Consider the following 25968-nt stretch of genomic DNA (forward strand, 5'->3'; position numbering starts at 1 on the left):
TGCCCGCCGCTTTACATCCTTACTTCGATAACTGCAGCTTGCCGTCCAGCCGCCGGTTCAAACCGAGCGGATTGGCGGTTTTCAGCGCATCCGGCAACAGGCCTTCGGGCATGTCCTGGTAGCTGACGGGGCGCAGGAACCGGTCGATGGCCAGGCTGCCCACCGAGGTGGACCGGCCGTCTGCGGTGGAGGGGAAAGGGCCGCCGTGGACCATGGCATGTCCAACTTCCACGCCGGTACCGAAACCATTCACGAGAATCCGTCCCGTGCGCCGTTCCAGCGCCGGCAGGAAGCGGCGGGCGTCGTCGTGATCCGCTTCATCGATGTGCAGGGCTGCCGTCAACTGACCTTCAAGCTGTTCCACGATCTCAAGCACAGTAGCCAGGTCTGGGCATCGCACGATCAGTGAAGCCGCGCCGAAGATCTCCTCGTGCAATTCCGGATTGGCGCGGAACGCCGCCGCAGTGGTTGAAAACAACGCCGCTTGCCCCTGCGTTGCGCCTTTTGCCGCACAGCCTCGCGCGAGCGTCTTGACCTCACCATGCTCCGCCGTTTTGTTCACAGCCGATTCGTAAGCCTTGTGAATACCCGGCGTCAGCATCGTGGCGGCGGGTGTCTCGCTCAGGGCGGCAGCCGTTGCTTCGATGAACGTATCGAGGTCCGGGCCGTCGATCGCCAGAACCAGGCCGGGGTTCGTACAGAACTGGCCGGCGCCAAGTGCCAGTGAGCCGGCGAAGGCCTTGCCGATCGCCGCAGCGCGATTTTTCAGCGCGTGCGGGAACAGCAGGACCGGGTTGATGCTGCTCATTTCGGCGTAGACGGGAATCGGTTCGCGACGCGCTGCCGCGAGCTTCATCAATGCCGTGCCGCCGCCGCGCGAACCGGTGAACCCGACCGCCTTGATGCGCCGGTCCGAGACGAGGCCCTGGCCGATATCGCGGCCGCTATCGAAGAGGAGGGAGAACGTGCCTTCCGGCAAACCGCAATCCGCGACCGCTTTCTGTACGGCGCTTCCGACCAGGGCCGACGTCCCCGGATGCGCCGAGTGAGCCTTCGCGATCACCGGGCAACCGGCGGCCAGCGCGGACGCCGTATCACCGCCCGCCACCGAAAACGCCAACGGGAAGTTGCTTGCGCCGAACACGGTCACCGGGCCGAGCGGCACATAACGCAGCCGCAGGTCGACGCGCGGCAGCGGCTGGCGCTGTGGCTGCGCCGGGTCGATGCGCACGCCGAGGAAATCGCCTTCGCGCACGACCGCCGCGAACATGCGCAACTGGCCGACGGTCCGGCCGCGTTCGCCTTCAATGCGGCCGCGGGGCAGGCCGCTTTCGGTCACGCAGCGCTCGATCAGGGCATCGCCGAGATCGAGGATGTTCTGCGCGATCGTTTCCAGGAATTTGGCGCGGGTTTCAAGCGGCAGTTCGCGATAGATATCCGACGCTTGCCACGCGAGCGCGCAGGCTTGCTCCAGTTGATCGAGCGACGCGCCGCCGAAGGCCGGCTCGAGCGGCTCGCCCGTGGCCGCATTGATGCCCTTGATCGAGCCGTTCGTGCCCCGAAGGGTCTGTTTGCCGATCAGCAGATCGCCGGAAATTTCCATGATGGGTCGAATCCTGTTGGTGTAGTTCAAATGTCCGGACTGCGGTGTCCGGATGGCGTTACTTGCCCCAGCTCAGCACGAGCGGGTCGAGGCGGCGCGCGACTTTCAGCAGGCCGGCGCGGGTCGACGGATGCATTGACGCGAACGGGTGACGGGTCGTGTCGGAGCGGATCACGCCGCCTTCCATCATCAGCGCCTTGCAGGCCGCGAGACCGCATTGGCGGTTCTCGTAGTTGATCAGCGGGAGCCATTGCTGGTACAGCTCGGCCGCGCCTTCCGTGTTGCCCGATGTGTAGGCATCGACGATCTTGCGAATCCCGTCCGGATAACCGCCGCCGGTCATTGCGCCGGTCGCGCCGGCATCGAAATCCGGAATCAGCGTGATCGCTTCCTCGCCGTCCCACGGGCCGATGACGGCATCGCCGCCCAGTTCGATCAGTTCGCGCAGCTTTGACGCCGCTTGCGCCGTTTCGATCTTGAAGTACGACACCTTTGCGATTTCCTTCGCGAGCCTTGCCAGGAACGCCGCGGAGAGCGGCGTGCCGGCGACCGGTGCGTCCTGGATCATGATCGGGATGTCGATGGCGTCGGACACGCGGTCGAAGAACTCATAGATCCCGCGTTCGCCCACGCGGATGGTCGCGCCGTGGTACGGCGGCATGACCATGACCATCGCGGCGCCTGCGACCTGCGCGGCGCGGCTGCGGGCCGCGCAGACATCGCTGCTGAAATGCGTGGTGGTCACGATCACCGGCACCCGGCCGGCAACGTGTTCCAGCACGGCTTTCTGCACCGCGCTGCGTTCGTCGTCGGTGAGCGCGAATTGTTCGGAGAAGTTGGCGAGGATGCACAGCCCGTGCGAGCCGGCATCGATCATGAAGTCGATCGCGCGTCGCTGGCCGTCCAGGTCGAGGCGTCCGGAGGCGTCGAAGACGGTCGGGGCGACCGGGAACACGCCGCGGTAGGTTTGATTGGGCATTGCAAGTCTCCATTGTCCGTTTGAGACCACTATAGGGGCTGGTTCAAGGCGCTGTATAGTGAAACCTTTCCATCTCGTGATCGCTTTTGCGACTCACCCCAAGGCATAGGCACGCGCCATGAAATCCACGCTGGATGTATTGATGGGCCGCTTGCGCATGAAGCAGTTGCAGTTGCTGATCGCGCTCGACGACCACAAGTCGCTGCATAAGGCCTCGAGCGCGATGTCGATGACGCAGTCGGCGGCGAGCAAGGCGCTGGCCGAGCTGGAGTCGATGCTGGAAGCGCCGCTGTTCGAGCGCGCGAAGAAAGGGCTGGTGCCGAACCAGTTCGGTTTTTGCGTCATCCGCTACGCGCGGCTGCTGGCGGCCGACCTGACCTCGCTATGCCAGGAAGTCGCCGATATCCGCCTGGGCACGGGCGGCCGCCTGGCGGTCGGGGCGATCATGGGATCGGTGCCGGATCTCGTGGTGCCCATACTGAACGAGTTGCAGGAGCGCAATCCGGGTTTATCGATCGAGATCGTGGAGGACACGAGCGCGCGGATGCTGGCGCTGCTCGACGAAGGGCGGCTGGATCTGGTCGTCGGCCGCTCGATTGTCAGCGACGAACCGTCGAGGTATCACTATCAGCCGCTCGCCGACGAGCCGTTGTCGGTCGTGGTCGGCTACGATCATCCGCCGTTTGCGGCCGGCGAGCTGACGTTCGCCGATCTGGGCGGGCATCGCTGGGTCACGTACCCGAGCGCCATGCCAATGCAGGCGCTATTGCAGCGCGAGATGGACCTGGCGGGGGCGCAGGTCCCGGTGAGTGCAATCTCGACGGCGTCGACCTTCGTGACAGTCACTTTGCTGCAATGTAGCGCCAACCTGGTCTCGGTGCTGCCGGCGGGCGTTGCCAGGCTGTTTTGCAAACATCGCATGCTGCGCACGCTGCCGATCGGATTCAAGTCGAAGTCGCAGACGTTCGGCATTGTGACGCGCAAGGTGGGCGTGCTGTCGCCCTCGGCGCGGCAGTTTGTCCAGCGCCTGATGGAGGCAAGCACGTCGATGCCGCCCGCGGCGGCAAGCGGGCCGGACCTAATCAGTACACTCCCGCCATTGGGTCGTCCTATACTTTAATGACTCGCGTCGAATGCCCGGACCGAGCGGTCCGGTCGGCACTATCCGCACCCCACCGGTATCAGAGTGACCATAGGCGCCGACCCGGCGCTACAGCTTACGAGATCTCGGGCATGAGCCAAATCACCACTGGCGCCTTGAAGGGCCTTGCTACCGTCCTGCGCGAGCAGCAGAAGCCGCTCACCGAGCGCTGGATGCAACTCGTATTTGGCGACGCCGAGGTAGAGCACTCCGACGACCTCACCTACCGGCAGCTTGCCGACCACATCCCTCGTATCTTTGACGAAATCTGCCTCGTGCTCGAATCGCAGGATATGGATTCGCAGGAGCACGCGATCGAACAGGACGCGCGCCAACACGGAAAATGGCGTTGGCAGCAGGGCTATCGCGTAGATGAACTGGTGCGGGAGCTCGACCTGTTTCGTCAGGTGCTGCTTGCGGCGATAGGTGATTACGCGCAGCAGCATCCCGGGTTTGACCGCAAGCGCGAGGAGCGTGCGCGCCTGATCACCGATCAGACACTCAGTTTCGTCACGCTCACGTCCGTTCGCGAGGCCGTGGGTGAACGCGACCGGAAACTCGACGAATACACCGGCATGCTGGAGCGCGCGAATCAGGAGCTGACTTTGCGGCAGCGGCTGATCAGCGACCTGTATGAAACGCGCATGCAGGTGGCCCGGCGTGTCGCTCACGATCTGCGCAACTTCCTGAATGTATTCGCCACAGCGCTGCAATTGATCGGCCGGTCGCAGGCGAAAAACGACCGGGCGCTCGCGCTCGCGAAACGGCAAGTCACCGACATGGCCACGCTCGTCGATGAAATGGGCGAATACTCGAAAGTGCTCGGCGATGATTCCATCCTGACGGTCGAGCGTTTCGACCTGACTGACCTCTTCGACGAACTCATGCTGCTCTGTCACACGTCGGCCAAGGCGAAGGGGCTGACGCTCAAGGGGCGCGTCGATCCTGCGTTGAGCATGGTCACGTCCAACCGGCTGAAGATGAAGCAGATCGCACTGAACCTGTTGTCCAACGCTATCAAATACACGACGACCGGCCAGGTGGAACTGGCTATGGTCACGTCAGGCGCGCTGCACTGGACGCTGCGTGTGTCGGACACGGGCATGGGGATCAGCGAAGAGGATCGCGAACGGGTGTTCGAGGAGTTTGAACGAGCGGCGTCCGACGAAATTCCCGGCACCGGGTTGGGACTGGCGATCGTGAAGGAACTCGCCCGCGAACTGCAGGGCGTGATCCGGTTTGATTCATACAAGGGCCGGGGCAGCGTGTTCGAAGTGCGTTTTCCGCTGGTGCTTGAAATCAATGGCGGCGCTTAGGCCGGTTGAGCCGTTCCCCGAACTGGCGCGAGCAGCCTGACGCGCAATCGCCTCACCCACACCGCCCTCGAGGCGGTTTTTTATACCTCATGCTTCCCGACAGCGCTGCTAAGCATAGAAGTTTTATGTGGTTCCAGTATTTTTCCTTTTGTTTAAGATCTCGTGGCTAGCATTTGCTGATGCTCGTTATCGCGTTGGGCGCGGCGGGCCACCCGGACAAAAGGAGTTTTCAACCGATGGCAGACGTATTCGCCCGGGGGGCATCCGTTCTCCATTCGCATCCTGATCCCGACACGCGTCCTGCCGTCGCGCAGAAGCCCAATCATGCGGGTCCTGTATCGCCGTGGCTGCGTTATGTGTCGTGGGGTATGCCGGTTCTGCTGCTGATCGTGTGGGAGTTGTTCGCGCGTCTTGGCGCGTTGTCGCCGAACGTGCTGCCCGCACCGTCGAAGGTCGCTCTCACCGCGTTCGAGCTCGTGAAAGAAGGGCGCCTGATTGGCGACATGGCGGTGAGCCTGCTGCGCGCAGCCACCGGCTTCGTGATTGGCGGCTCGATAGGGTTCGTGCTCGGCACGGCCGTGGGCTTTTCCAAAGTGGCCGAGGCATTTCTCGATCGCAACATCCAGATGCTGCGCGCCATTCCGTTTCTGGCGGTGTTGCCGCTGGTGATCGTGTGGTTCGGCGTGGGCGAGGCAGGCAAGATCTTCCTGGTATCGCTTGGCGTGATGTTCCCGATCTACATCAATACCGTTCTCGGGATTCGTCAGGTCGATCCCAAACTCATCGAACTCGGCCGCGTGCTCGGGCTGTCGAACTGGACGCTGATACGGCGCATCGTGTTGCCCGGCGCGTTGCCGTCGGTGCTGGCAGGCGTGCGTTATGCGCTGGCCACGGCCTGGCTCGCGCTTGTGGTCGCGGAGACGATTGCTACCAGCACGGGCATCGGTTTTCTCGCGATGGACGCGCGCGAATTCCTGCGCACCGATGTGATCGTAATGACCATCGTGATCTATGCCGCGATCGGCGTGCTGGCGGATCAGCTTGCACGTTTCCTCGAGCGCCGCTTGCTCTCATGGCATGTGAATTTTGCAAAGGTGTCCCGCTGATGAGCACACCTTTGAAGTCGTCGGGCGCGGCGGTGGTCGTTCGTAATCTGCGGCGTTCGTATGGAGAGCGAATCGTTATCGATAGTTTGAACCTGCGGATCGAGCGGGGCGAATTTGTCGCGTTGCTGGGTGAAAGCGGCTGCGGCAAGACTACCTTGCTGCGGGCGTTGTCGGGTCTTGATCCTGTCAACGGTGGTTCGATCGATGGGCCGCGTTTGCCGGCTGTCGTGTTCCAGGAGCCGCGTCTGTTGCCGTGGGAGACGCTCTCGCGCAACGTCGCGCTTGGGCTTGCTCCGGGCCCGCAAAGCCTTGCGGCCGCGCAAGCGGCGCTGGCGGAGGTAGGGCTGGGTGAGCGTCTGGAAGACTGGCCGCGAAATTTATCCGGCGGCCAGGCGCAGCGCGTGGCGCTGGCGCGTGCGCTCGTGCAGGAGCCGCAACTGTTGTTGCTCGACGAACCGTTTGCGGCGCTCGATGCGCTGACGCGTATCAAGATGCAGCGTCTGGTGAAGCATTTGATCGAGCGCCATCAGCCGGGAGTATTGCTCGTTACGCACGATGTGGATGAAGCGATTGCACTCGCGGATCGTGCGCTGATCATGCGTGGCGGTGCGATTGCCGCCGAGTATCGCGTGACGGAGGCCACGAGGCCCGCGCTGCGTGAGACGCTTCTCGCGCAACTCGGCGTGGACGCCGACACGGCCACTCATTAGTCCGCAGCGTCACCTCCCATTCCATTTGCATTACCTCTCGCTCGCCTTTAACGGTGAGCGGGATTCCGTTCATCTGTCCGACTCCATCCCACCATGTCAAATCCAAGTTCCTTCATCTGGTCGCGCCGCCGCTTCCTTCAAACCACCGTGGCTGCATCGGCGTTCGCCACAGGCCTTACCGCCTGCGGTAGCCGGAAAACCGACACGGTTCGCCTCGGCTGGGGGCTCGGTGGTTTGCCGATGCTTGCAAAAGTCCGCGGTGAATTCGAAAAAACTCTCGCAAAAGACAACATCAAGGTGGAGTGGATCGGACCCTTCCCGAATCACGCGCCGTCGCTCGCGGCGGTCACCGGCGGCAGCGCGGATTTCAGTTTCGGTGGCAGCACGACACCCGCGCTGGCGGCCATGATCGCGGGTTCGCCGCTCGTGTTCACGCAGTTTTGCGTGGTTGATCCGCGAAGTACGGCAATCATCGCGAAGGACGGATCGGGTATCGATCGTGTGGAAGATCTGGTGGGCAAGACAGTAGCGGTGAATCGTTCCGGACTCGGTGAATTCCTGCTTGTCGCCGCACTCGAAAAACACAAGGTGCCGCGCGACTCGGTGAAGATCGTTTATCTGAATCCGCCCGACGCTGCGCCTGCGTTCTCACAGGGCAAGATCGACGCATGGTCGATGTGGAGTCCCGGGGTGGACATTGCGCGTGCGAACTACAAAGGCCACAACATTTTCCTTGAAGGGCGGGACCTGGATTTCCAGATCGATTTCAATTCCTATGTGACCACGCGCAAGTTCGCGGAGGACAACGCCGATATCGTGAAGGCAGTCAACGCCGCCTACGGACAGGAGGCTAAATGGGCGTCGGACAACTCGGCCGAGGCTGAGACAATTGCCCAGCAGCAGGGTCATTACAGCGATGAAGTCCGCAATACGCTCAGCAGCATGAAGCGCAAGTTCAACATGCACGGCGTTGACGATAAAGCCTTCGTGCAAGATCTTCAGAAAGCGGCGGACTGGCTGGCGGCGCGCAGCGTCCTGCCGCAGAAGATCAATGTGTCGGACTATCTCGCGAAGGCTTGATCAGCCGCGGCAGGGCATCTGATAGCGGCCGGGCAGCAGATTCTGCTGCCCGGCCGCTATTGCACGATACGGCCTGCTGATGCTGATCTCGACATCAGTTACGGCTGCTGTCACGAGTCAATACACTGTGAGCTCATTCCGTGAACACCTGAGGGCAAACTGTTATGAAACTCACCGACTTCGACACGCTGACGTTTGACTGCTATGGGACCTTGATCGATTGGGAGAGCGGGATCTTCGAAGGCCTGCGCCCGCTTCTTGAGCGTGTCAAGCAGCCGCTGACGCGCGATCAGGTCCTCGAGGCCCATGCACGCCACGAATCGTCGCAGCAAAAATACACGCCGGCGAAACGGTATCAGGAACTGCTGCCGATCGTCTACAAACGCCTGGCCGAAGAATGGCAGGTGCCGTTCACGCCGGACGACTGCATAGCGTATGGAAAGTCGGTGCAGAACTGGCCGGCCTTTGAAGATTCGGCAGAAGCCCTGCACTATCTCAAGAAGCACTACAAGCTCGTGATCCTGTCGAACATCGACAACGAAAGCTTCACCTACAGCAATGCGAAACTGCAGGTCGAGTTCGACGCGATCATCACGGCCGAAGACGTCGGTTCGTACAAGCCGTCGCCGCGTAATTTCGAATACATGCTGGAGAAGCTTGGCGACCGTGGAATCGGGAAAGAGAAGATCCTGCATACCGCCGAGAGCCTGTTTCACGATCACAAGCCCGCCAACGAATTTGGCCTGGCATCGTGCTGGATTTATCGCCGCCACGGTCAGGAAGGCTTCGGTGCGACAATGAATCCCGGCCAGCAACCCAAGGTGGACTTCCGCTTCAACACTATGGCCGGTCTCGTGAAAGCGCATCAGGAAGCCGTGCGGCAAAAGTAACACCTGATTGCGTCTGCCGCGTCAGAGGACCTTGCGCGGCAGGTCGCGGGCCGCGCAGTCAAATGCGATTATTTTTTAGGAGGTTCAGGTGCGACTCACTGACTTCAAGGCGCTTACCTTCGATTGTTACGGCACGCTGATCGACTGGGAACGCGGCATAACGGCGGGTCTTGCGCCTCTGGTCAAGCGCGTTGACAAGCCATTGACGCGAGACGAGGTACTCGAGGCGCATGCCCGTCACGAATCCTCTCAGCAGCGCTACACACCGGAGATGCCGTATCGCGATCTGCTCGCGGTCGTCTTCAAGCGGCTCGCGGAAGAGTGGAACGTGCCCTATACAACGGATGAGGCTGCCGCATACGGACGTTCAGTAGCTCAGTGGCCCGCCTTCCCCGACTCCGCGAGCACGCTTCAATATCTGAAGAAGTACTTCAAGCTGATCATCCTGTCCAACGTCGACAATGAAAGTTTCGCCGGCAGCAGGTCGATACTCCAAGTCGATTTCGACGCGGTCATCACGGCGGAAGATGTTGGTTCTTATAAACCCTCTCACCAAAACTTCGACTACATGCTCGATATTCTTCCTGCGCTCGGTGTGCGCAAGGAAGAAACGCTGCACATTGCGGACAGCATGTTTCACGACCATGAACCGGCAGCCGAGCTTGGCATAAAATCCTGCTGGATCTACCGGCGGTTCGAGCAACGGGGCTTCGGCGCCACCATGCGCACGGTCAAGGAGCCGCCGGTCGAGTTCAAGTTCACGAGCATGGCGCAACTGGTGAAGGCGCACCACGAAGAGCTCAGCAAAGGATGACCTGAAAGACCCGCCTGAAAAAATCACCGGACGCGAGAGCACGACATGACCACTCGACAGAAACTGGATCGGATCGACATCAAGATCCTGGCGGAACTGCAGAAGAACGGCAATATAACGAATGCAAACCTGGCCAATGCCGTCGGGCTATCGCCGAGTCCGTGCCTCCAGCGCGTCAAACGGCTCGAATCGTCGGGCATCATCTCCGGATATGGCGTGCATCTCAATCTCGCCAAGCTGACGACTACGGTGACGGTGTTTACCGAGGTGATGCTGCAAGACCATCGACGCGAAGATTTCATCCGCTTTGAAGCGAACGTGCGAGAGATCGACGAGATCATCGAGTGCCACCTGGTCAGCGGAGGGTATGACTACCTGCTGAAGTTTCTGGTCGGCAATATCGGCCACTATCAGGAGGTGGTGGAAAGGCTGCTGGATCTCAACCTCGGCATTGAGAAGTACTTCAGCTATATCGTCATCCGGTCGCCATTCGTGAAGCACGCCGCGCCGTTGGACAAATTGCTGGCGGACGAATCGTGAGATCCGTCACGCCGGCAATCAATCGCGGCGCGATCGGGCAAAGACATCAGTGTGTTGGAGCAGGCCGTCAAGCGTGTTGCGATGACGCCGTTTGGCGACCTTGCTGCAGTAGTCAAAAATACGCGGCTGTTGCCCTCTGTCATCACCGTTCGCGCGTCCTGATTTCGTTCAGGCCTGAACCGCTTCAAGTTCCTTTGCGCTGGCCTTGCTGTCTTCGTTTGCAACGGCCGCGCGTACCAGCGGTAACAGATCGCGGCCGTAACCCAGAGCGTCTTCCAAAGGATCGAAACCGCGAATCAGGAAGGTGGAGATACCCAGGCGGTAATACTCGATCAACGCTTCGGTAACCTGTTCGGGCGTGCCGACCAGCGAGGTGGAGTTGCCTGCCGCTTTCGTCAGCGCGGTGATCCCGGTCCACAGGCGCTTGTCCACCACGGTACCTTTCGCGGCTTCCGCCAGCAGGCGTTGCGCACCGACGTTCTTGGGTTCGCTCGGGCGACGCGTAAAGTTAGGATTACTTTTCACTACTTCCGTCGCGCGTGCGAGGATCGATTCCGCGCGAGCCCATGCGGCCTCTTCCGTTGAAGCGATGATCGGACGCAGTGAAAGGCTGAAGCGGATTGCGTTCTCACGGCCATGCGGTCTGGCTGCCGCGCGCACCCGTTCGATGGTCTCGGCGACCTGGGCCAGCGACTCGCCCCACAACGCAAAGACATCGGCATGCTTGCCCGCGACCTGGATTGCCGCTTCCGACGAACCACCGAAATACACCGGCAGATGCGGCTTCTGCACAGGACGAACCAGAGACCGGTGGCCCTTTACCCGATAGAACGTGCCTTCATGATCAAACGGCGTTTCGCTGGTCCATGAGCGTTTCACGACATCGAGATATTCGTCGGTGCGCTTGTAGCGGTCGTCGTGTTCGAGGAAGTCGCCGTCGCGTTGCTGTTCGGTATCGTCGCCGCCGGAGATGATGTGCACGGCGGTGCGGCCCGCGCTGAAATGATCAAGCGTGGCGAGTTGACGGGCGGCGAGCGTCGGTGCGACAAAGCCCGGGCGATGCGCAAGCAGGATGCCCAGACGCCTGGTTTGTTGCGCCACGAACGACGCGATCTGGAAGCCGTCCGGCGACGCGCTTGAATGAGCGATCAGCACGCGATCGAAACCCCCGTATTCATGCGCTTGCGCGACCGCGGCAATGTAGGGGGGATTGACCGCGGATCCTTGCGGCAAGTGGATTTCGCTTGATTCCTGATGGCTCACATAGCCGATGAATTCAACGCTCATAGTGGTGCTCCCTTAAGAGAAGATATGGCTTGGTGTGCGGAGAATCCCGCGCGTCCGAATGCGCCGAGCAGCGCGTCGTTTTGCGGCGTATGAATGCGCGAGCACAGCACGTCGCGATGGTGGCGTTCAAGTGCGTTGTTGCGGCTTAGCCCCGGATTGCCGCTGGCCTCGACTGCGAGTTCAACGGCGGTGATGGCGTTCTGCGTCACGAGGTACTTGATGGCGGGTGCCTCTTGCAGCGGAATATTGCCGTGCGAACCGGCGTCCAGCAGCACGCGGTTGTTGAGCAGCAATGCGTCGATACGGCCAAGCGTCTGCTGGAAACTGCCCAGGCTGGAGAGCGGCGCACCCAGGTTGGCGGGTTTGCGATCCGTGGCCCAGGAGGCAAACCAGTCACGTGCGGACCGGGCCACCGAGTCGTAGATCGATGAGAGCAGCACGTTCATCCACAGCGTGGTGAGAGGGTCCATGCCGCTTGCGGCGATCTCGGGAGAATTCAGATCGACGGCATGAGCAGCGGGAACACGCACGTTCTCGAAGATCACTTCGTGACTGCCCGTTGCACGCATGCCAAGGTGGTTCCATGGCTCGCCGAAACGGATGCCCTCTGTATCGCGATGAACCAGGAACGTCCCCACGCGCGGCGAGCTTTCGTCGGTGCGGCCCCAGACAGCGAACCATGTCAGGCCCGGACTACCGGTCGAATAGATCTTGCTGCCGTTGAGAATCCACGCGTCGCCGTTATCGGTCAGACGCCCGATCGTGCCGGGCAAACCGCCGCGCGAGGGCGAGCCCAACTCGGGCTCCACGCGCAGCGAGTTGATGAGCGCACCATTTTCGACCGCGTCGCGCGCGACTTGCTCTTTCAACGCTTGCGGCCAGTTCGGGTTGGCTTGCAAGCGCAGATGATAAAGACACTGCATCACGAGAATCAGCGCGGTGGATGGCTCGCCGCGCGCAACGGCGCGCACTACCTTGAGCACCTGCGGAAGCGTTGCCTGCCGGCCGCCGAGTGCTTGCGGCACTGTCAGCGCGAGCAAACCGGCGCTTCGCAAGCGCGCGAGGTTGTCGTGGGGAAAGAGTGCGTCACGATCAAGCGCCCCGGCGCTCGCAGCAAAATGCCGAGTGAGCGCGGCGAGCCATTGATCGGCGGCGGGGCTGTCGAGATCGGCGAGGGCGCCGAGCGCAATGGGGTCCTGCAAGGCAGTAGGCGGATGCCGTACGGTCATCGAAGGGTCCGTTGATGAGATTTCTTAGTGCGCCGTGAACTGGGCGTCGAAGCTCGGTGTCACGTCGAGCGATGTCTTGATCACGCCTGCGCGAACATAGAGGTCGGCGGTGCGTTGCTGCTCGGCAATCACCTTGCTGTCGATCGTAATCGGCTTCAACTGCGCTCGTTGATAGACGACCTTCAGCACATCGGCAGGCAAATGCGTGACGCGTGATTGAATGGCCGCGACCTCGTCGGGATGCGACAACGCCCATTGCTGACCGGCCGCCACGCGGCGCACGAAGTCATCAATTTCAGCGCGTTTGGTCTTGATCGATTCGTCGGTGGCGGCCTGGAAGCTGAGTCCCGATGAAAGCCCCACACCATTCGCCACGCTGCGGTTGTTGTCACGCAATTCACCGAGCGCGACATACGGATCCCAGGTAGACCATGCGTCGACGTTGCCTGACTCCAGCGCTGACTTGGCATCGGCGGGTTGCATGAACTCCAGCGTCACGTCAGAGAGCTTGATGCCCGCACGTTCGAGCGTCGCGATGGCCAGAAAATGGCCGATGGAACCCCGCGTGGTTGCAATGCGTTTGCCTTTCAGATCGGCCGCACTTTTGATGGGGGATCCGGCTGGCACGAGGATCGCAAGGTCGACGGGCTGTGAGCGGGTTGCGGCTACCGCACGCACACGCGCACCGGCGGCGTAAGCGAAGATCAGTGGTGCGTCGCCGAGGCCGCCTATATCGATTGCACCTGCATTCAACGCTTCACCAAGCGGTTGCGCGGCGGGAAAGTTGAACCACTCGATCTTGTACGGCACATCTTTCAACTGGCCGGATGCTTCGAGAATGCCGCGTGTCTGCAACTGCTGGTCGCCCACTTTCAGAACGGTTTCGGCAACCGAAGCAAGAGGATGCAGCGTGGTGAATGCAGTCAACGCGGCGATCAACAAGAGGTTGCGTCGTTTCATGAATCGCCTGAGCAGGACAAAAGATTCACGATACGATTTGCCGCGGCATTAGACAAACGCATTGTTCTGCTTTGCTAATCGCCGGAATTGGAATGACGCGGACCGGGCCGCGTCATGAGCGATGCTTCAGACCATTCGTTTCAGATTACAAAGAAGGCATGCGTGCCGTCGCGTTCCAGTTGCGCGACGAGGCCGTATTCCCATTCAAGGTACGCGTTCATTGCTTCGCGTGGAGCGTCGGTACCTTCATACGGGCGCCGATACCGGTCTACGCGCGGTGACGCCAAATGGGTCTCGCCCTTGGCAAGCGGCAAGCCTGCCGCGGTCCAGGCAGCGGTACCGCCCTCGAGCAACAGGACAGGCTTCGACGTGAGCGCCGCCACTTCCGGCCCGGCGAATGCGGCAAGCGCGCTTGAGCCGCACGTGACCACGTATTGCTTCGCGTCCGGCAATGCGGGCAGGTCGAGCGCAAGCCGCGATCGTACCGTCCACCATGCCCCCGGGATGTGTCCCTTCACATGGTTGGCGCTCGCGGTGAAGTCGAGCACGATCGTCTGGCTCGAGGGATCGTCGAGCAGGGCGGCGAGTTCCTTCGCGGTAATTGTGGGCGTGGCGGCGGGCAGCGGTTTCGCGGCGCGCCACGGGCCTTGTTCGCTCAGGTCGGCGGTGGTTGCGCCGTCGATCACATACACGTCGTTGTTCATCTGCGCGAGCCATGACGCCGTCATGTTGGCGCGCACGCCGTCGTCGTCGAAGAGGACCACGCGGGCGCCTCGGACCGGCGCGAACATCTCTGTTTCCTGCACGAGCTGGCCGCCCGGCGCGCCTTGAAAACCCGCTGCATGCGCGCGTTCGTATTCGGCAGGCGTGCGGACATCGAAGCGATACGTCGTGCGTTCCGCGTCGTTTGCCCAGTGTTGCGCCTCCGCCAGCGTCGTGCGTTTCACGCCGGCGCGATCAGCTACGGCGCGGGCAGATTCGCGCGAAGCGGCGTCGGCACGGCCGTCGTCGGTCGCGAACTGCCGCGCGCTGCCATGAGCGAGCGACTGGCCCTCGAGCAGCCAGCCGATCGTGCCGTTGCGCAATGCCGCCACCGGGTTCGGAAGGCCGGCATTCACCAGCGACTGCGTGCCGATGATGCTGCGCGTACGTCCCGCGCAATTCACGATTACCCGCGTCTTGGGATCGGGGGCGAGCGCACGGGCGCGCAACACGAGTTCCGCACCTGGCACGCTGATGCTGCCCGGGATATTCATCGTCTGATATTCGTCGTAGCGGCGCGCGTCCAGCACGACCACGTCCTCGCCGCTTTTCAGCAATGCATCGACGGCTTCAGCCGATAACGCCGGCGTATGCCGCTTCGCTTCCACGAACTCGCCGAACGCCTTGCTGGGCACGTTGACATCGCGGAACACTTCACCGCCTGCACGTTCCCAGCCTTTCAGGCCACCTTCGAACAACGAAACATCGGTATAGCCGAGTTCTTCAAACCGTCGTGCGGCGCGTTCCGCGAGACCTTCGCCGTCGTCGAGAAGAACGATCGGCACGCTCTTGCGCGGCAGCTTCGTCAACGCTTCGAGTTCGATCTTGGATAACGGCAGGTTTGCTGCAAACAACGGATGACGTTGCGCGTGCGGATCTTCTTCGCGGACATCGAGGAAGGCTACTTCGCGCTTTGAAAGCAGGGCGTCGCGTACGTCGTTGAAGCTGCGCTGGGAGATGGCGCTCATGAGTCGGGTTGTTCCTTCGAGAGGTTCCAGAGGTTGGGGAGCGTGTCGTTCGTATAGCCGGAGACGAAGGGTTTCGGCGGTCCGTCGGGGGAATAGACGTGCCGCGAGATGCCGCCGATGTTCGCACCGTACACGTGAATGCTGATGGATACGCGGTCATCGAACGCATTGCTTACACGATGGATATCGCCAATGGACGGCGACACCGCCGCTACCGCACCTCGTTCGAGCAACTGGTCGTTGCCCGATGTGACGAGCGCACCGTGGTGGTTGCGTGCGTATGCGCGTGCGACTTCCGCGCCGCGCAATACTCCGACGAGACCCCATACCGTGTGATCGTGAACGGGCGTTTGCTGACCCGGTCCCCAGACGAAGCTGACGACGGAGAAGCGTTGGCGGGCATCGGCATAGAGCAGGAATTGCTGGTAGCGATCAGGCGATGGTTGCGCGTAGGCATCGGGCAGCCAGTCGTCTTCGGCTATCAGCTTGCCTAGCGAAACCGCGCCTTGTTCGAGTAGTTGCGCCTCAGGCAAATTTTGATCGACGAGTTGCGCAATCTCGCTTATAAATCCGCGCAGTTTCACATGGCTCATCGCTTATTGCAGCTTCACGCCGCGTGGGCTATTTGCGAGGTCAGTTCACGCGTGGCCGGGATCAACTCGCGGCCGTAATCGAGCGCGTCTTCAAGCGGATCGAAGCCGCGAATGAGGAACGTGGTGACGCCGAGCGCGTGATATTCGGCCAGCGTTTGCGCCACTTGAGCGGGCGTGCCAACGAGCGCCGTTGAATTCGAGCGGCCACCAATTTCCTTCGCCACGCCGGTCCACAGGCGATCGTCGGCACGCACGCCGTCGCCCGCCGCAGCCAGCAGACGGCGCGCGCCTTCGCTTTGCTGCGGCGTTGCTTCACCAAGACCTTGCAACGCACGCAGCCGCCGCGTTTCAGCAAGGATATGTTCGGCGCGTTCCCATGCGGCCTTTTCGGTCGCCGCAAGAATTGGCCGGAACGATACGGAGAAGCGCACGTTGCGTCCGTGTTTGGCCGCTTCAGCGCGAACACGCGTGACCTGTTCGCGCACCTGTTCTTTTGATTCGCCCCACAGCGCGTAGACGTCCGCGTGCTTGCCCGCGACTTCAATAGCCGGGGCCGATGCACCGCCGAAATAGATCGGCACGTATGGGGCCTGCCTGGGCTGTACTTCGGAGAAGGCCTTTTCGAAGCGGTAGTAGCGGCCTTCGTGATCGAAGGGTTCGGATTCGGTCCACACGCGCCGCAGGATCTGCAGGTATTCGTCGGTACGGGCGTAGCGTTCGTCGTGCGAGAGAAAGTCGCCGTCGCGGCGTTGCTCGACGTCGCTGCCGCCCGAGATGAAGTGGACTGCGAGGCGGCCGCCGCTGAGCTGATCGAGTGTGGCGAGCTGGCGGGCGGCCAGGGTCGGCGCGACGAAGCCTGGGCGATGCGCGAGCATGAAGTGGATGCGCTGCGTGACGCCGGCCGCGTAGGCGACGGTCAGCATGGCGTCGGGACTGGTCGACTGATAGGGCACGAGAATGCGGTCGAAGCCGGCTTTTTCGTGCGCCTGGGCGAAGTCGCGGAGGTAGTCGATATCGATTGCCGGACCGCGCGCCAAATGCGTTTCCGACACTTTTTGCTGCTGGATCATGCCGATGAATTCGACGCTCACGGAAGACGCTCCTCGTTGATTCGCACGGTGAGGCAGTGCGTGAAGAGACGCTTCAGGACGCTGCCGATAGCTCTAAAGGCTAACATCGGCTGACGCAGATCTTAAATATCAAAACCAGCTAAAGATATGCCTTACGACCCCTTGCCCCGACCCCACGATCCCGACTTCGCACTAGCCGGCGAGCGTGCACGCCATCGGCTGGTCGTCTCTTTCCCGGCGACTTCATCCATTGCCACGGCAATCAGTTCGACCCGTTGCTCGCGTGTAAAGCTCGCGTAAGAAACGCCATCGATCACACCATGTTTCTTCAAGAGATGAACCGCAGCCGACCGGTTCGCTTTCTCGAGTTCCAGGTCTTCCTGCGCGCTGAGCAGCGCCGCTGTCAAACTCGCGACCGCTGCTTTTTCCTGCGCGACGTCGAATTTCATCAGGTCCATCTTGACGTCGATATCCGGTGCATTCGACGACATCCCGAGCCGCAATTGCGTCAGTTCGCGTTTCAAGTCGCCTTCGCGCCGAAGCGCGCGTTCAAGCTTCTGCGCCATGCCGGGGTGTGTCCGCCCGTGGCTGCGGAAGAACGTGCTAAAGGTGTTTCCGAGAATTCCCATACCGTCATGACCTCGAGGTGAATTGTTCATCGGCAAGTACTGTCCGATGGCCGCAGGTGTGCACTCGACGTGAGAACAAGGTCTCACTCCCGGTATCTACGGCAACTCGCGGCAATTCTTTAGGCTTTTTATGGATCGCCTAATTAACGGCATTTTTTACACAATGAAAGCTGGGGAAAGTACGAAAAAACGCCCGGTAATCAGCATGATAAAGATGAATCTCCAGGCTGAGCATGGGACGGTTGAGGAACACGAACCTATTAATCCGCACCTGAGGGTTGAAATGTCACCTCTCGATGCGCGGGCCACGCCTCGTACGTCACGTGGCCCACTCTGCAGCGCCGGATCGTAGTGCGTGCATTACTTCAGGTAGCCGGCCTGGCGTACCGCCCGATCGGTTATCGCCTGTCCGGACTGCAGCGCCTGATCGACGGTCGTTTGCCCGGCGACAGCACCCGAGATGCTTTGACCCACTACCGTGCCAAACGACTGGAACTCTGGAATGCCGACGAACTGCACGCCGGTATATGGCACCGGCTTCGCAGTCGGATGATCTGGATCCGCCGTCTCGATCGCGTTCCGTACGAACTCTGAAAACGGCGCAGCAGCCTTGTATTCAGGCAACTGGTACGTCGAGAGTCTGGTGCCGGGCGGGAGGGATGCCCAGCCTATATCGGCTCCGACCAGCTTGATGTATTCCTTCGAAGTCGCCCACGCGATGAACCTCTTTGCTGCATCCTGCGATCTCGACGTCTTTGGGATCGCAAGTGCCCAAGACCACAGCCAATGAGAACCCTTGACTGTATCCTGCACCGGGGCCGCCGCGAATCCCACCTTGTCTGCTACTGAAGATTCCTTTTTGTTGTACAGGATGCCGGCAGCGGAGGTTGCATCAACCCAGATGGCACACTTGCCGCTTGTCATCAAGGAAAGATTTTCGTTGAATCCGTTCGAACTGGCTCCGGGGGCACCGTATTTCTGCAAGAGGTTCACATAGAATCCGATTGCGCGCTTCCATTCAGGAGAGGTGAGCTGTGCATGCCATTGCTCGTCAAACCATCGGCCGCCAAACGTGTTAACGAGGGTACCGACGTAAGCCATGTTCTCCCCCCAACCTGCCTTGCCGCGAAGGCAAATGCCATATACACCGTTCTCCTTGTCCGTCAATTTTTCAGCAAATCCCCGGATCTGTTCATAGGTGGGGTGGTCGGGCATTGTCAGACCCTTTGCCGCGAACAAATCCTTGCGATAGAACGTCATCGAACTTTCTGCGTTGAACGGTAGCGCGTAAAGCTTGCCGTCACTGGATAACCCGTCGCGCACGGTCTTGAACAGGTCGTTGAGGTCGTAGTCAGCCGGTAGGTCTTTCACTGGAACGAGCCATCCTCGCTTCCCCCACAAGGGCGCCTCGTATGTTCCGATCGCCAGGACATCAAACTGGCCGCCGTTGGTCGTGATGTCCGTTGTCAAGCGCTGACGAAGTACATTTTCCTCAAGCACCACCCATTTCAACTGAATGTCAGGGTTAGCCTTTTCAAAAGCTGGTGACAGCTTCTTGAGCTCAATCTGATCATTGTTATTGGGAACGCCGATCGTCACGGTGGTGGCGTGTACAACGCCACATACCCCCAAGATGCTGCACGCGTACGCAATCACGGTAAGACGACGGCGTAACGCGCGCATGGTTCCCTGACTACGATAGAGCTTTGCTTTCATTTCTGTCTCCTTAATATTAATCAAGCACCGAAATTGGGCGGAGCGGTTCAGTCATGAATGAAATGCTCGCGGCCGAACTACTATATAAGCGGAAAATAGTGACGCAGATAACGCTTGCTTCTGCCGAAACGTCGGATACTGCATTTAACGAGTCCTGCCGGGAACTGCAAACCTGATTCCAAAGCTGCGCCACGCCACCGTAAGACGACGTTCAGTATTTCTTCGTGACTATTTACCCGGCGAGCCAGCGGGGACTCGCCCTTTACATCAACCAACGCACGAGAGGATTTACGCTGCATTGACCCGATCACTTAATGTGCGTAAGACTCAGGTGATGGTGTAGCCTCCGTCGACCATCAGGTTTGCACCATTTATCATGGCCGCTTCCGTGCTCGCCAGGTACATGATGGCGGACGCTATCTCGGCAGGCTTCGCAAACCGACGAGTGGGTATTGTGGCTCGGGCTCGGTCTCCCTTTTCTCCCGCCCACCCGCTTAGCCCTAGTTCGGTCTCAACCACCGTTGGTGAAATGGCATTGACCGTCACTCCCATAGGTGCCCATTCGAGCGCCATACAATTTGTCATTCCGATGATTCCGGCCTTGCTCGCGCAGTAGGCAAGATGACCCTCGATGCCGATGACTGCGGCTTGGGAAGCCAGGTTTATAATCCTTCCGCTTTTCCGCGCGAGCATGACTGGCGCGAACGCTCGAGTGACCAAAAATGGTCCGGTCAAGTTGACGGCGATTGTTTTGTCCCACGTCTCTAATGGAAAATTCTCCGCCGGCGCAAGAGGTCCGATGCCAGCATTATTGACTAACACGTCCACGTGACCACATAACGCTAAAATCCCGTTCGCGGTTTCGGTTACTGACTCGCCGTCGGTAACATCAACGATCCAACCGCTATGTTTGGAGCCCAAACTTGCGGCCACTTCTTTGACCGACTCCGCGCGGTCCAGGAGCGCCAAGGTGGCGCCCGCGTCTGCAAATAGCTCCGCAGCCATGCGCCCGATCCCGGCCGCTGCGCCAGTGATCACAACTACAGCATCTGTAAAATCATAAGAGGTATTTGACTTGGAGACCATGATTGTTCCTTGATGGTGCGTGTCTATAAATGGCTCCGATCAGATTCGACCGGGTCGGCTTCGATTGATCGACCAAGGCGGGTCTTGGATAGCCGATTTGAACGCCTGTCCCAACGTTAAAATTCAACTCCAACTGCTTATCGGAGACCCCTCGATCGCATCCCGACGAACTTGCCAATATTGTTCCGGCACGTAGCGGCTCAGCAGGTTTCCTGGAATAGCGCCCCCATTCAAGTGTCCCATCGTGCAGCGCCTGTTTCATTGCGGTGCCAAGCACCCACGCATGAGCAGAGCAGATGGAGTAGATCCCTTTCATCTTTTGCGCCGCAGGATTTTCACCGGCGAGGTGCGCCACGATGTCATGTATCGGGTCGCTCGCCAGTCTTCGCAATGAATTCGTCGAGTTCGGCAAGTGTCGCTGTCCCTTCCATCGGTCCACGGAAAGTGACGGCCCGCGCACCGCTCGCGCATGCGTAGCGCAGCGCTTTATCTGCACTGAATCCTTGCGAGCGGCAGGCTATATACGTTGCGCCGAAGCAATCGCCGGCGCCTGTCGGATCCATTTCCTGCACTCGAAAGCCGGGAGTATGGATTTTATTCAGCCCATCATAGAAGCTGCATCCATCCTTGCCGCGCTTGATGACGACTTCGCGAATCCCGCGCTTCAGCAGTTCTTCAATAGCACCGTGCTCGGTGCTTGCGCTGGCAAGCAGCGTCACTTCATGTCCGCTTGGCAGAAAGACGTCCGTGTAATCGAGGATGAAGTCCAGCGCCTCCCGCATTTCCGGAATGCGCAGCATTTCCTTGCGGATGTTCGGGTCAAAGCTCACCGTCCCGCCGTGCCCCTTGACAACCTCGATAACCTTTTTCATCGCTTCAATGATGCGAAAAGAAAACAGCGACGATCCCATCACATGGAAGTGTTTGCAGGCCTTCAGAAGGTCGTCCCTGATATTACCGACAGACAATTGCCCCGAAGCACTGTTAGCAATGTTAAAGATAAAATCGCGTTCTCCGTCCTCCCGGTATGTGACAAAAGCGCTTCCAGTCGTGGCGGATTTGATGACCGAAATACCCGATACGTCGACACCGTCTGAGCGCAGGCGTTCGACGTTGAGCGCGCCGAAATCGTCGCCGCCTACGCAACCGATCATCGCGCAGCGGCTGCCCATGTGCGCGACCTGGTCAATGAAAATCGCGGGAGCGCCACTCGCATACGGACCGATCAGGGTACCTGGGCTGCGGAACGACTGCCCGCGCTCCGTCGCCATAATTTCGACAAGGATCTCACCCATCGTCAAGATATAGCCGGCCTCGCCGGGTTTGTGCAGTTCAGGGTTAGCCATGGCGCTTTGAGTCAACTGGTGCAATCACAATGCCATTGAAGGCGATAGCATCCAGCGCTGCGACGATGGTGGTCTGCTTCAAATTCATGGTGTGTCTTCCTTTGACAGTGGACTAGGCCGTGGATTTGCGAAACTCAAGAATTCCGCTTTCCCTTCTGTGGAACTGAAGGCCCTTGCTCTGCATCAGCGCCATCGTCTCCAGGTCAATTCCGTCATCGAGGAACAGGGCGTCGATGTCAGAAACGTTCCCGAAAACTTCTCCGTCGTGCTCACCCAGCTGCGGCTGATACGCAACTACGATCGTGCGGGTGGCACCTCGCCTAGCCGCTTCAGATACGCGTGCAACTGCGGGATCTGCGCAAAGAAGATTGCCGTCCCGATCAAGACCCGACACTTCCAGGATGCACAGGTCGATTGATCTGCGCGTCACTGACGCTTCCGCATCGGGGCCAGTCAACGTCGTGGCGCCTTGCTCAAGCTGGCCGCCTGTCAGCAGTAGCTCGCAGTGAACGAAGCGCTGTGCGGTCTGTGCCATTCCAATGTCTTGCAACAGCAGCGCGAGATTCGCCCTGTCCGAAAGAAATGGCAGGATCTTGTGGACTATGTCACCCGCGCCCAACATCACCGATTGATGGTCGTCGACGGCCTCTGCCGCGAAACGGGCGATCGCCGTCTCCCAAGCCTTTCGCGCAGCACCGTCGACCTCCGGGATGACGACGTTGTTTCCCGACCGCTGAGCAAGGTAGCGAGCTTTCCCGAAAGAGCGGACGAGGTAACGCTGCTCCTCGAGATAGGTGAGGTCAGTGCGAATCGTCACGCTCGACACGTCGAACGCCTGGCTGAGCTCCTCGACCGAAACCTCGCCGCGCTTGCGGACCAGTTCAACGATCTGCAGGCGCCGCTTCAGGGAACTCTTGTTTGCGAGCATGTCTTCGATCTCGAAAGTAATTCCTCCGTTTCGAAAGATAATAGTTTCGAATCGAAAGATCACCTAGCGATTCTTGTCGGACGAAGGTAGTGATTTTCCCTAGCGGCGATGTAGCTCGATCTGAGAACTCGTAGACGCATCAGGCGCCTTGGGGCTTGACGTGGCTCTTGTGTCGACATAGCTTGTCGAGTGTCGACATTACACGCGCGACAGGAGAAAAAATGGTTTTGGGCCCCCCTCACGCGCTGCGCTTGGCAGTACGGTCGCGGATATCTTGCGAAACGCCATCCTCGAAGGGTCGCTGAAGCCAGGCGAACCCATCTACGAAAAAGCGCTTTCCGAGCAGCTTTCGATGAGCCGTTCGCCGATTCGCGAGGCGTTGATCACGCTGGAAAACGAAGGATTGGTGGTTGGCAGACTCAACAAGGCGGTTACCGTCCGGAATCCGTCCGCTGACGAAATAAAGCAGATTTACACGATCCGTGCCGCGCTGGAAGGTATTGCAGCGCGCTGGGCCGCGGAGAAAGCGACGCTAGCACTCGTGGGGCATCTGCGCTCAAACGCAGAGACGCTGAATCAGCACACCATCGCCATTGAAGATGGCGGCAATCTCGATGCAGTGGCGCCCGGGATTGCGTTTCACATGGCGATCGCTGAAGTGGCGGGTTCAGCTGAACTCAACGTAGTCCTCCAGAACTTCAACAACAAAATCCAGTTGGTAATGCGGGCTGGGCTTGCCACACTCACGCGGCGGCGCGCGGAAGAAGTCCACAAAGAGCATTTGGCAATCATTGACGCGATCGAGAAACGTGATGCGGATCGCGCGGAATCCCTGGCCGTTGCGCACGTTCGTGGTGCTCTGGACAGAATCGTGTACCAATCTCCCTCCTTTTAATTCGCTGCAGTTTTTTTAAAGTGCGTTTCACCGGGAATTCGAGGATTTTCTAAAATGAGGATAACTAACAGTGATGAATATCGTCGTGTGCTTGATAACGGCGCGTCGAAACTCCGTACCGGCGCTGATGCACTGTGCAATGAAATGAAGACGGCCCGTGGCGTCCCGCGGCTGCGGCTGGGTGAATGAGCAGGCTGGACGCCCGGTCGGTGTGCCGGGGTAGTGGCGACAGCATGTACATAAGGAAAGCGTGCGCAACACGGGAAGTCCCTTGGTGTGGTCAGGGATGATGAACTGGATGCCCGCGAGGGACAGGCCGGGCGCCTTGGGATGACGGAGAGGCCCGTAGTGTGCGCTGAGCAGCGCGTTGTTCAGGAGGGTTGAAGTCCCTCTGGCGCTCGGATGAGGGGCGCTATATCCGAAAGCGGGGGTAATGCCTCGCTGGCCGGAGAGAGGTGGGAAGGTATGGAGGAGCCTAAACGGGCACGAAGGCGAAAGCCGGACACGGCCAAGGTGGACCTGAAGCCGCCACCTCGCAATACTCCGGAGGGCAGGGTGTCCACCGCGAGGTGGAATCCGAAGGGCATGAGGAGAAGTACCGGGCCGTAATCGAGGGGGCGACCCCATGATGAACCGGTCGGCCAAAGGTGGGGCAAGGTCGAGCCCGCACTATGGGGCGAAGGCGTTCTCATTCACCCACCGCACCAAGGTGTTTGCGGACGGCACGGTACGGAAGAACAGCGCGTGATCTCAGGAGACTCGTCCGGTTCCCGGGTGGCACCGGGATAAGCGACCCTATAAGTGAGAGCGAAGTGGGAAGCGAAGCCGGGCGAGTAGTCGGACAACTGAATAGTACCTGAAGCGTGGCGAAAGCCATGTGACCGCGCAGGCGGCAGCAGAGTGAGCTGGGGAAGGCAGTTGACAGAGATGGTTGGAAACGGCAAGAACGTGAGATGAGTAAAGACAATGACGCGGATAAGTTCCTTAAGCGAAAGACCCAGAAGTCATGGTCCGAGGAGACTCGCGGACTGGTTGAATCCGACAGGAGAAAGGAAGGTTCACTCATTGGTGGACAAGGTCTACAAGCGTAAGAACTTGGAGATGGCTTGGCTGAGGGTGAAGCGCAATGCTGGGGCGGGAGGAGTTGATGGGCAAAGTCTGGCGGATTTCGAGCGGCGTCTGGAGGAGCAGCTTGATCGCTTGCACACTGAACTCAGAGACGGGAAGTACCAAGCGCAGCCGGTACTGCAGCAACTGATCCCGAAGTCCGGTCAGCCGGGAAAGTATCGTCCGTTAGGCATACCGAATATTTATGATCGAGTATGTCAGCAGGCGTTGCTGAATCGGCTGGAACCGATCTTTGAGCCGGTATTCGATGAAGCCAGCTTTGGATACCGGCGGGGACGATCGACGAAGGATGCCCTGCGCAAGATCTGGAAGGAGTTGGCCGAAGGGTATGAGTGGATTGTTGATGCGGATCTGAAGAATTTTTTTGGGACCGTTGAACACGAGAAGCTACTGGCCTTGGTAGGACAGCGCGTTTCAGACAGTCGTGTGCTGCGTTTGATTGAGCAGATGCTCAAGGCGGGCTGTATCGCCGAGGGTAAGCGACTGGAGACTGAGCAGGGAACACCTCAAGGTGGGGTGGTTTCACCGATCTTGAGTAACATTCTTTTGACTCCGTTTGACGGGGAGATGCGCAGGCGTGGCTATCGATTAACGCGGTACGCAGACGACTGGGTGGTGACATGTCGCACCCGGAAAGAAGCGTATCAAGCGTTAGAACAAGCCAAGAAGATTCTGATGGAGTTGGGCGTGATCTTGAACGAAAGCAAGACGCACATCGTTCATGTGTCACGTGGTTTCGAGTTTCTGGGGTACAAGATCAAGCGGGGCAGTCGTCGTCTTGCACTGCCCTCCAGCAAGATCCGTAGCGGCACCCGTGAGGGTGACCTCTATGCGTATCCACGCGAGAAATCCCTTCAACACTTTAAGGATCAGATACGCAAGCGCACTCGGCGTAAGGCGCCTGTGGACACACAGGGGTTGATCGCTGAAATCAATCCGGTCATTCGCGGCTGGGGGCTGTATTTCTGCAAGGCTCACATCCGTAAGCTCTTCGCCCGTCTTGATCGCTGGATCCTGCGGCGCATCTGGTCGCATCGATTCAAGCGATGGCGTTGCCGCGGCTGGAAACAGCTTCCCGAGCGATTGCTTTATACCGAGATGGGTCTTGTTCGCCTCGTCTTTCTAATACCTTCACTTAATCTGCGCTGAGCGCATCTTTGTGAAAGCTGCATGCCGGAAAACGGCACGTGCA

At 59.8% G+C, this 25968-nt stretch carries 23 protein-coding genes and 1 pseudogene; 11 read left to right on the plus strand and 13 right to left on the minus strand.

Annotated features, from left to right (window positions below; translation table 11 throughout):
- Positions 1–19: 19 nt before the first annotated feature.
- Positions 20–1603: an aldehyde dehydrogenase (NADP(+)) gene (locus tag ABH944_RS16600; RefSeq protein ID WP_404609188.1), complete on the minus strand. Its 1584-nt coding sequence runs from the start codon at positions 1601–1603 to the stop codon at positions 20–22.
- Positions 1604–1661: 58 nt separating this feature from the next.
- A complete protein-coding gene (locus ABH944_RS16605) occupies positions 1662–2582 on the minus strand; it encodes a dihydrodipicolinate synthase family protein (protein WP_404609189.1) in 921 nt (306 codons plus the stop codon).
- A 118-nt stretch (positions 2583–2700) separates the two neighbouring features.
- Between ABH944_RS16605 and ABH944_RS16610 the strand changes: the two genes are divergently transcribed.
- The 8 genes from ABH944_RS16610 to ABH944_RS16645 all read left to right on the plus strand — a co-directional run bounded on the left by ABH944_RS16610 (position 2701) and on the right by ABH944_RS16645 (position 10179).
- Positions 2701–3702 (plus strand): LysR family transcriptional regulator, encoded by a 1002-nt coding sequence (locus tag ABH944_RS16610; RefSeq protein ID WP_404609191.1) that lies wholly within the window; start codon positions 2701–2703, stop codon positions 3700–3702.
- A gap of 113 nt (positions 3703–3815) precedes the next feature.
- Positions 3816–5039: a sensor histidine kinase gene (locus ABH944_RS16615; protein ID WP_404609193.1), complete on the plus strand. Its 1224-nt coding sequence runs from the start codon at positions 3816–3818 to the stop codon at positions 5037–5039.
- A 236-nt stretch (positions 5040–5275) separates the two neighbouring features.
- Positions 5276–6145, plus strand: coding sequence for an ABC transporter permease subunit (locus tag ABH944_RS16620; RefSeq protein ID WP_404609194.1), 870 nt, complete (start codon positions 5276–5278; stop codon positions 6143–6145).
- A complete protein-coding gene (locus ABH944_RS16625; RefSeq protein ID WP_404609196.1) occupies positions 6145–6855 on the plus strand; it encodes an ABC transporter ATP-binding protein in 711 nt (236 codons plus the stop codon). The genes ABH944_RS16620 and ABH944_RS16625 overlap by 1 nt, the downstream gene beginning before the upstream one ends.
- 93 nt (positions 6856–6948) lie before the next feature.
- Positions 6949–7935, plus strand: a complete 987-nt coding sequence (locus tag ABH944_RS16630) for an ABC transporter substrate-binding protein (protein ID WP_404609197.1) — start codon at positions 6949–6951, stop codon at positions 7933–7935.
- A gap of 164 nt (positions 7936–8099) precedes the next feature.
- The gene (locus ABH944_RS16635) at positions 8100–8825 is read left to right on the plus strand and encodes a haloacid dehalogenase type II (RefSeq protein WP_404609198.1); all 726 of its coding nucleotides are present in this window, start codon (positions 8100–8102) and stop codon (positions 8823–8825) included.
- Between the two features lie 88 nt (positions 8826–8913).
- Positions 8914–9639, plus strand: a complete 726-nt coding sequence (locus ABH944_RS16640) for a haloacid dehalogenase type II (protein ID WP_404609200.1) — start codon at positions 8914–8916, stop codon at positions 9637–9639.
- Positions 9640–9684: 45 nt separating this feature from the next.
- A complete protein-coding gene (locus tag ABH944_RS16645; protein WP_404609201.1) occupies positions 9685–10179 on the plus strand; it encodes an Lrp/AsnC family transcriptional regulator in 495 nt (164 codons plus the stop codon).
- 168 nt (positions 10180–10347) lie between these two features.
- On the opposite strand, the gene ABH944_RS16650 is transcribed toward ABH944_RS16645, so the two are convergent.
- From ABH944_RS16650 to ABH944_RS16700, 11 genes are all read right to left on the minus strand, one after another.
- Entirely contained in the window at positions 10348–11466 is a 1119-nt protein-coding gene (locus ABH944_RS16650; RefSeq protein ID WP_404609203.1) for an LLM class flavin-dependent oxidoreductase, read from the minus strand.
- Positions 11463–12695: an acyl-CoA dehydrogenase family protein gene (locus ABH944_RS16655; protein WP_404609204.1), complete on the minus strand. Its 1233-nt coding sequence runs from the start codon at positions 12693–12695 to the stop codon at positions 11463–11465. The genes ABH944_RS16650 and ABH944_RS16655 overlap by 4 nt, the downstream gene beginning before the upstream one ends.
- A 24-nt stretch (positions 12696–12719) precedes the next feature.
- On the minus strand, positions 12720–13655 hold the full coding sequence (locus ABH944_RS16660) for an ABC transporter substrate-binding protein (RefSeq protein ID WP_404609206.1): 936 nt from the start codon (positions 13653–13655) through the stop codon (positions 12720–12722).
- A 140-nt stretch (positions 13656–13795) separates the two neighbouring features.
- Positions 13796–15385 carry a rhodanese homology domain-containing protein gene (locus ABH944_RS16665; RefSeq protein ID WP_404609207.1) on the minus strand — a complete coding sequence of 530 codons (1590 nt, stop codon included), beginning with the start codon at positions 15383–15385 and terminating at the stop codon, positions 13796–13798.
- A complete protein-coding gene (locus ABH944_RS16670; RefSeq protein ID WP_404609208.1) occupies positions 15382–15978 on the minus strand; it encodes a cysteine dioxygenase family protein in 597 nt (198 codons plus the stop codon). Before ABH944_RS16670 ends, ABH944_RS16665 begins: the two co-directional genes overlap by 4 nt.
- Positions 15979–15992: 14 nt before the next feature.
- Complete coding sequence (locus ABH944_RS16675; RefSeq protein WP_404609210.1) at positions 15993–17069, minus strand: LLM class flavin-dependent oxidoreductase; 1077 nt, start codon at positions 17067–17069, stop codon at positions 15993–15995.
- 131 nt (positions 17070–17200) lie between these two features.
- The gene (locus ABH944_RS16680; protein ID WP_404609212.1) at positions 17201–17614 is read right to left on the minus strand and encodes a hypothetical protein; all 414 of its coding nucleotides are present in this window, start codon (positions 17612–17614) and stop codon (positions 17201–17203) included.
- Between the two features lie 423 nt (positions 17615–18037).
- The gene (locus ABH944_RS16685) at positions 18038–19393 is read right to left on the minus strand and encodes an ABC transporter substrate-binding protein (RefSeq protein ID WP_404609213.1); all 1356 of its coding nucleotides are present in this window, start codon (positions 19391–19393) and stop codon (positions 18038–18040) included.
- A 327-nt stretch (positions 19394–19720) separates the two neighbouring features.
- Positions 19721–20479, minus strand: coding sequence for a GolD/DthD family dehydrogenase (locus ABH944_RS16690; protein WP_404609215.1), 759 nt, complete (start codon positions 20477–20479; stop codon positions 19721–19723).
- A gap of 359 nt (positions 20480–20838) precedes the next feature.
- On the minus strand, positions 20839–21825 hold the full coding sequence (locus ABH944_RS16695; RefSeq protein WP_404609217.1) for a tagatose kinase: 987 nt from the start codon (positions 21823–21825) through the stop codon (positions 20839–20841).
- Between the two features lie 112 nt (positions 21826–21937).
- Complete coding sequence (locus tag ABH944_RS16700) at positions 21938–22753, minus strand: DeoR/GlpR family DNA-binding transcription regulator (protein WP_404609219.1); 816 nt, start codon at positions 22751–22753, stop codon at positions 21938–21940.
- 268 nt (positions 22754–23021) lie between these two features.
- On the opposite strand from ABH944_RS16700, the pseudogene ABH944_RS16705 reads away from it, so the two are divergent.
- The 3 genes and pseudogenes from ABH944_RS16705 to ltrA form a co-directional block, all read left to right on the plus strand.
- Positions 23022–23177 (plus strand): annotated as a pseudogene (locus tag ABH944_RS16705) (GntR family transcriptional regulator); the annotation flags it as partial.
- Entirely contained in the window at positions 23160–23648 is a 489-nt protein-coding gene (locus ABH944_RS16710) for a GntR family transcriptional regulator (protein WP_404609436.1), read from the plus strand. The pseudogene ABH944_RS16705 and the gene ABH944_RS16710, both read left to right, overlap by 18 nt.
- 1068 nt (positions 23649–24716) lie before the next feature.
- Positions 24717–25925, plus strand: a complete 1209-nt coding sequence (gene ltrA / locus ABH944_RS16715) for a group II intron reverse transcriptase/maturase (RefSeq protein WP_404609220.1) — start codon at positions 24717–24719, stop codon at positions 25923–25925.
- Positions 25926–25968: the final 43 nt, after the last annotated feature.

It is taken from the genome of Caballeronia udeis (assembly GCF_044909315.1).
GTDB lineage: Bacteria > Pseudomonadota > Gammaproteobacteria > Burkholderiales > Burkholderiaceae > Caballeronia > Caballeronia udeis_A.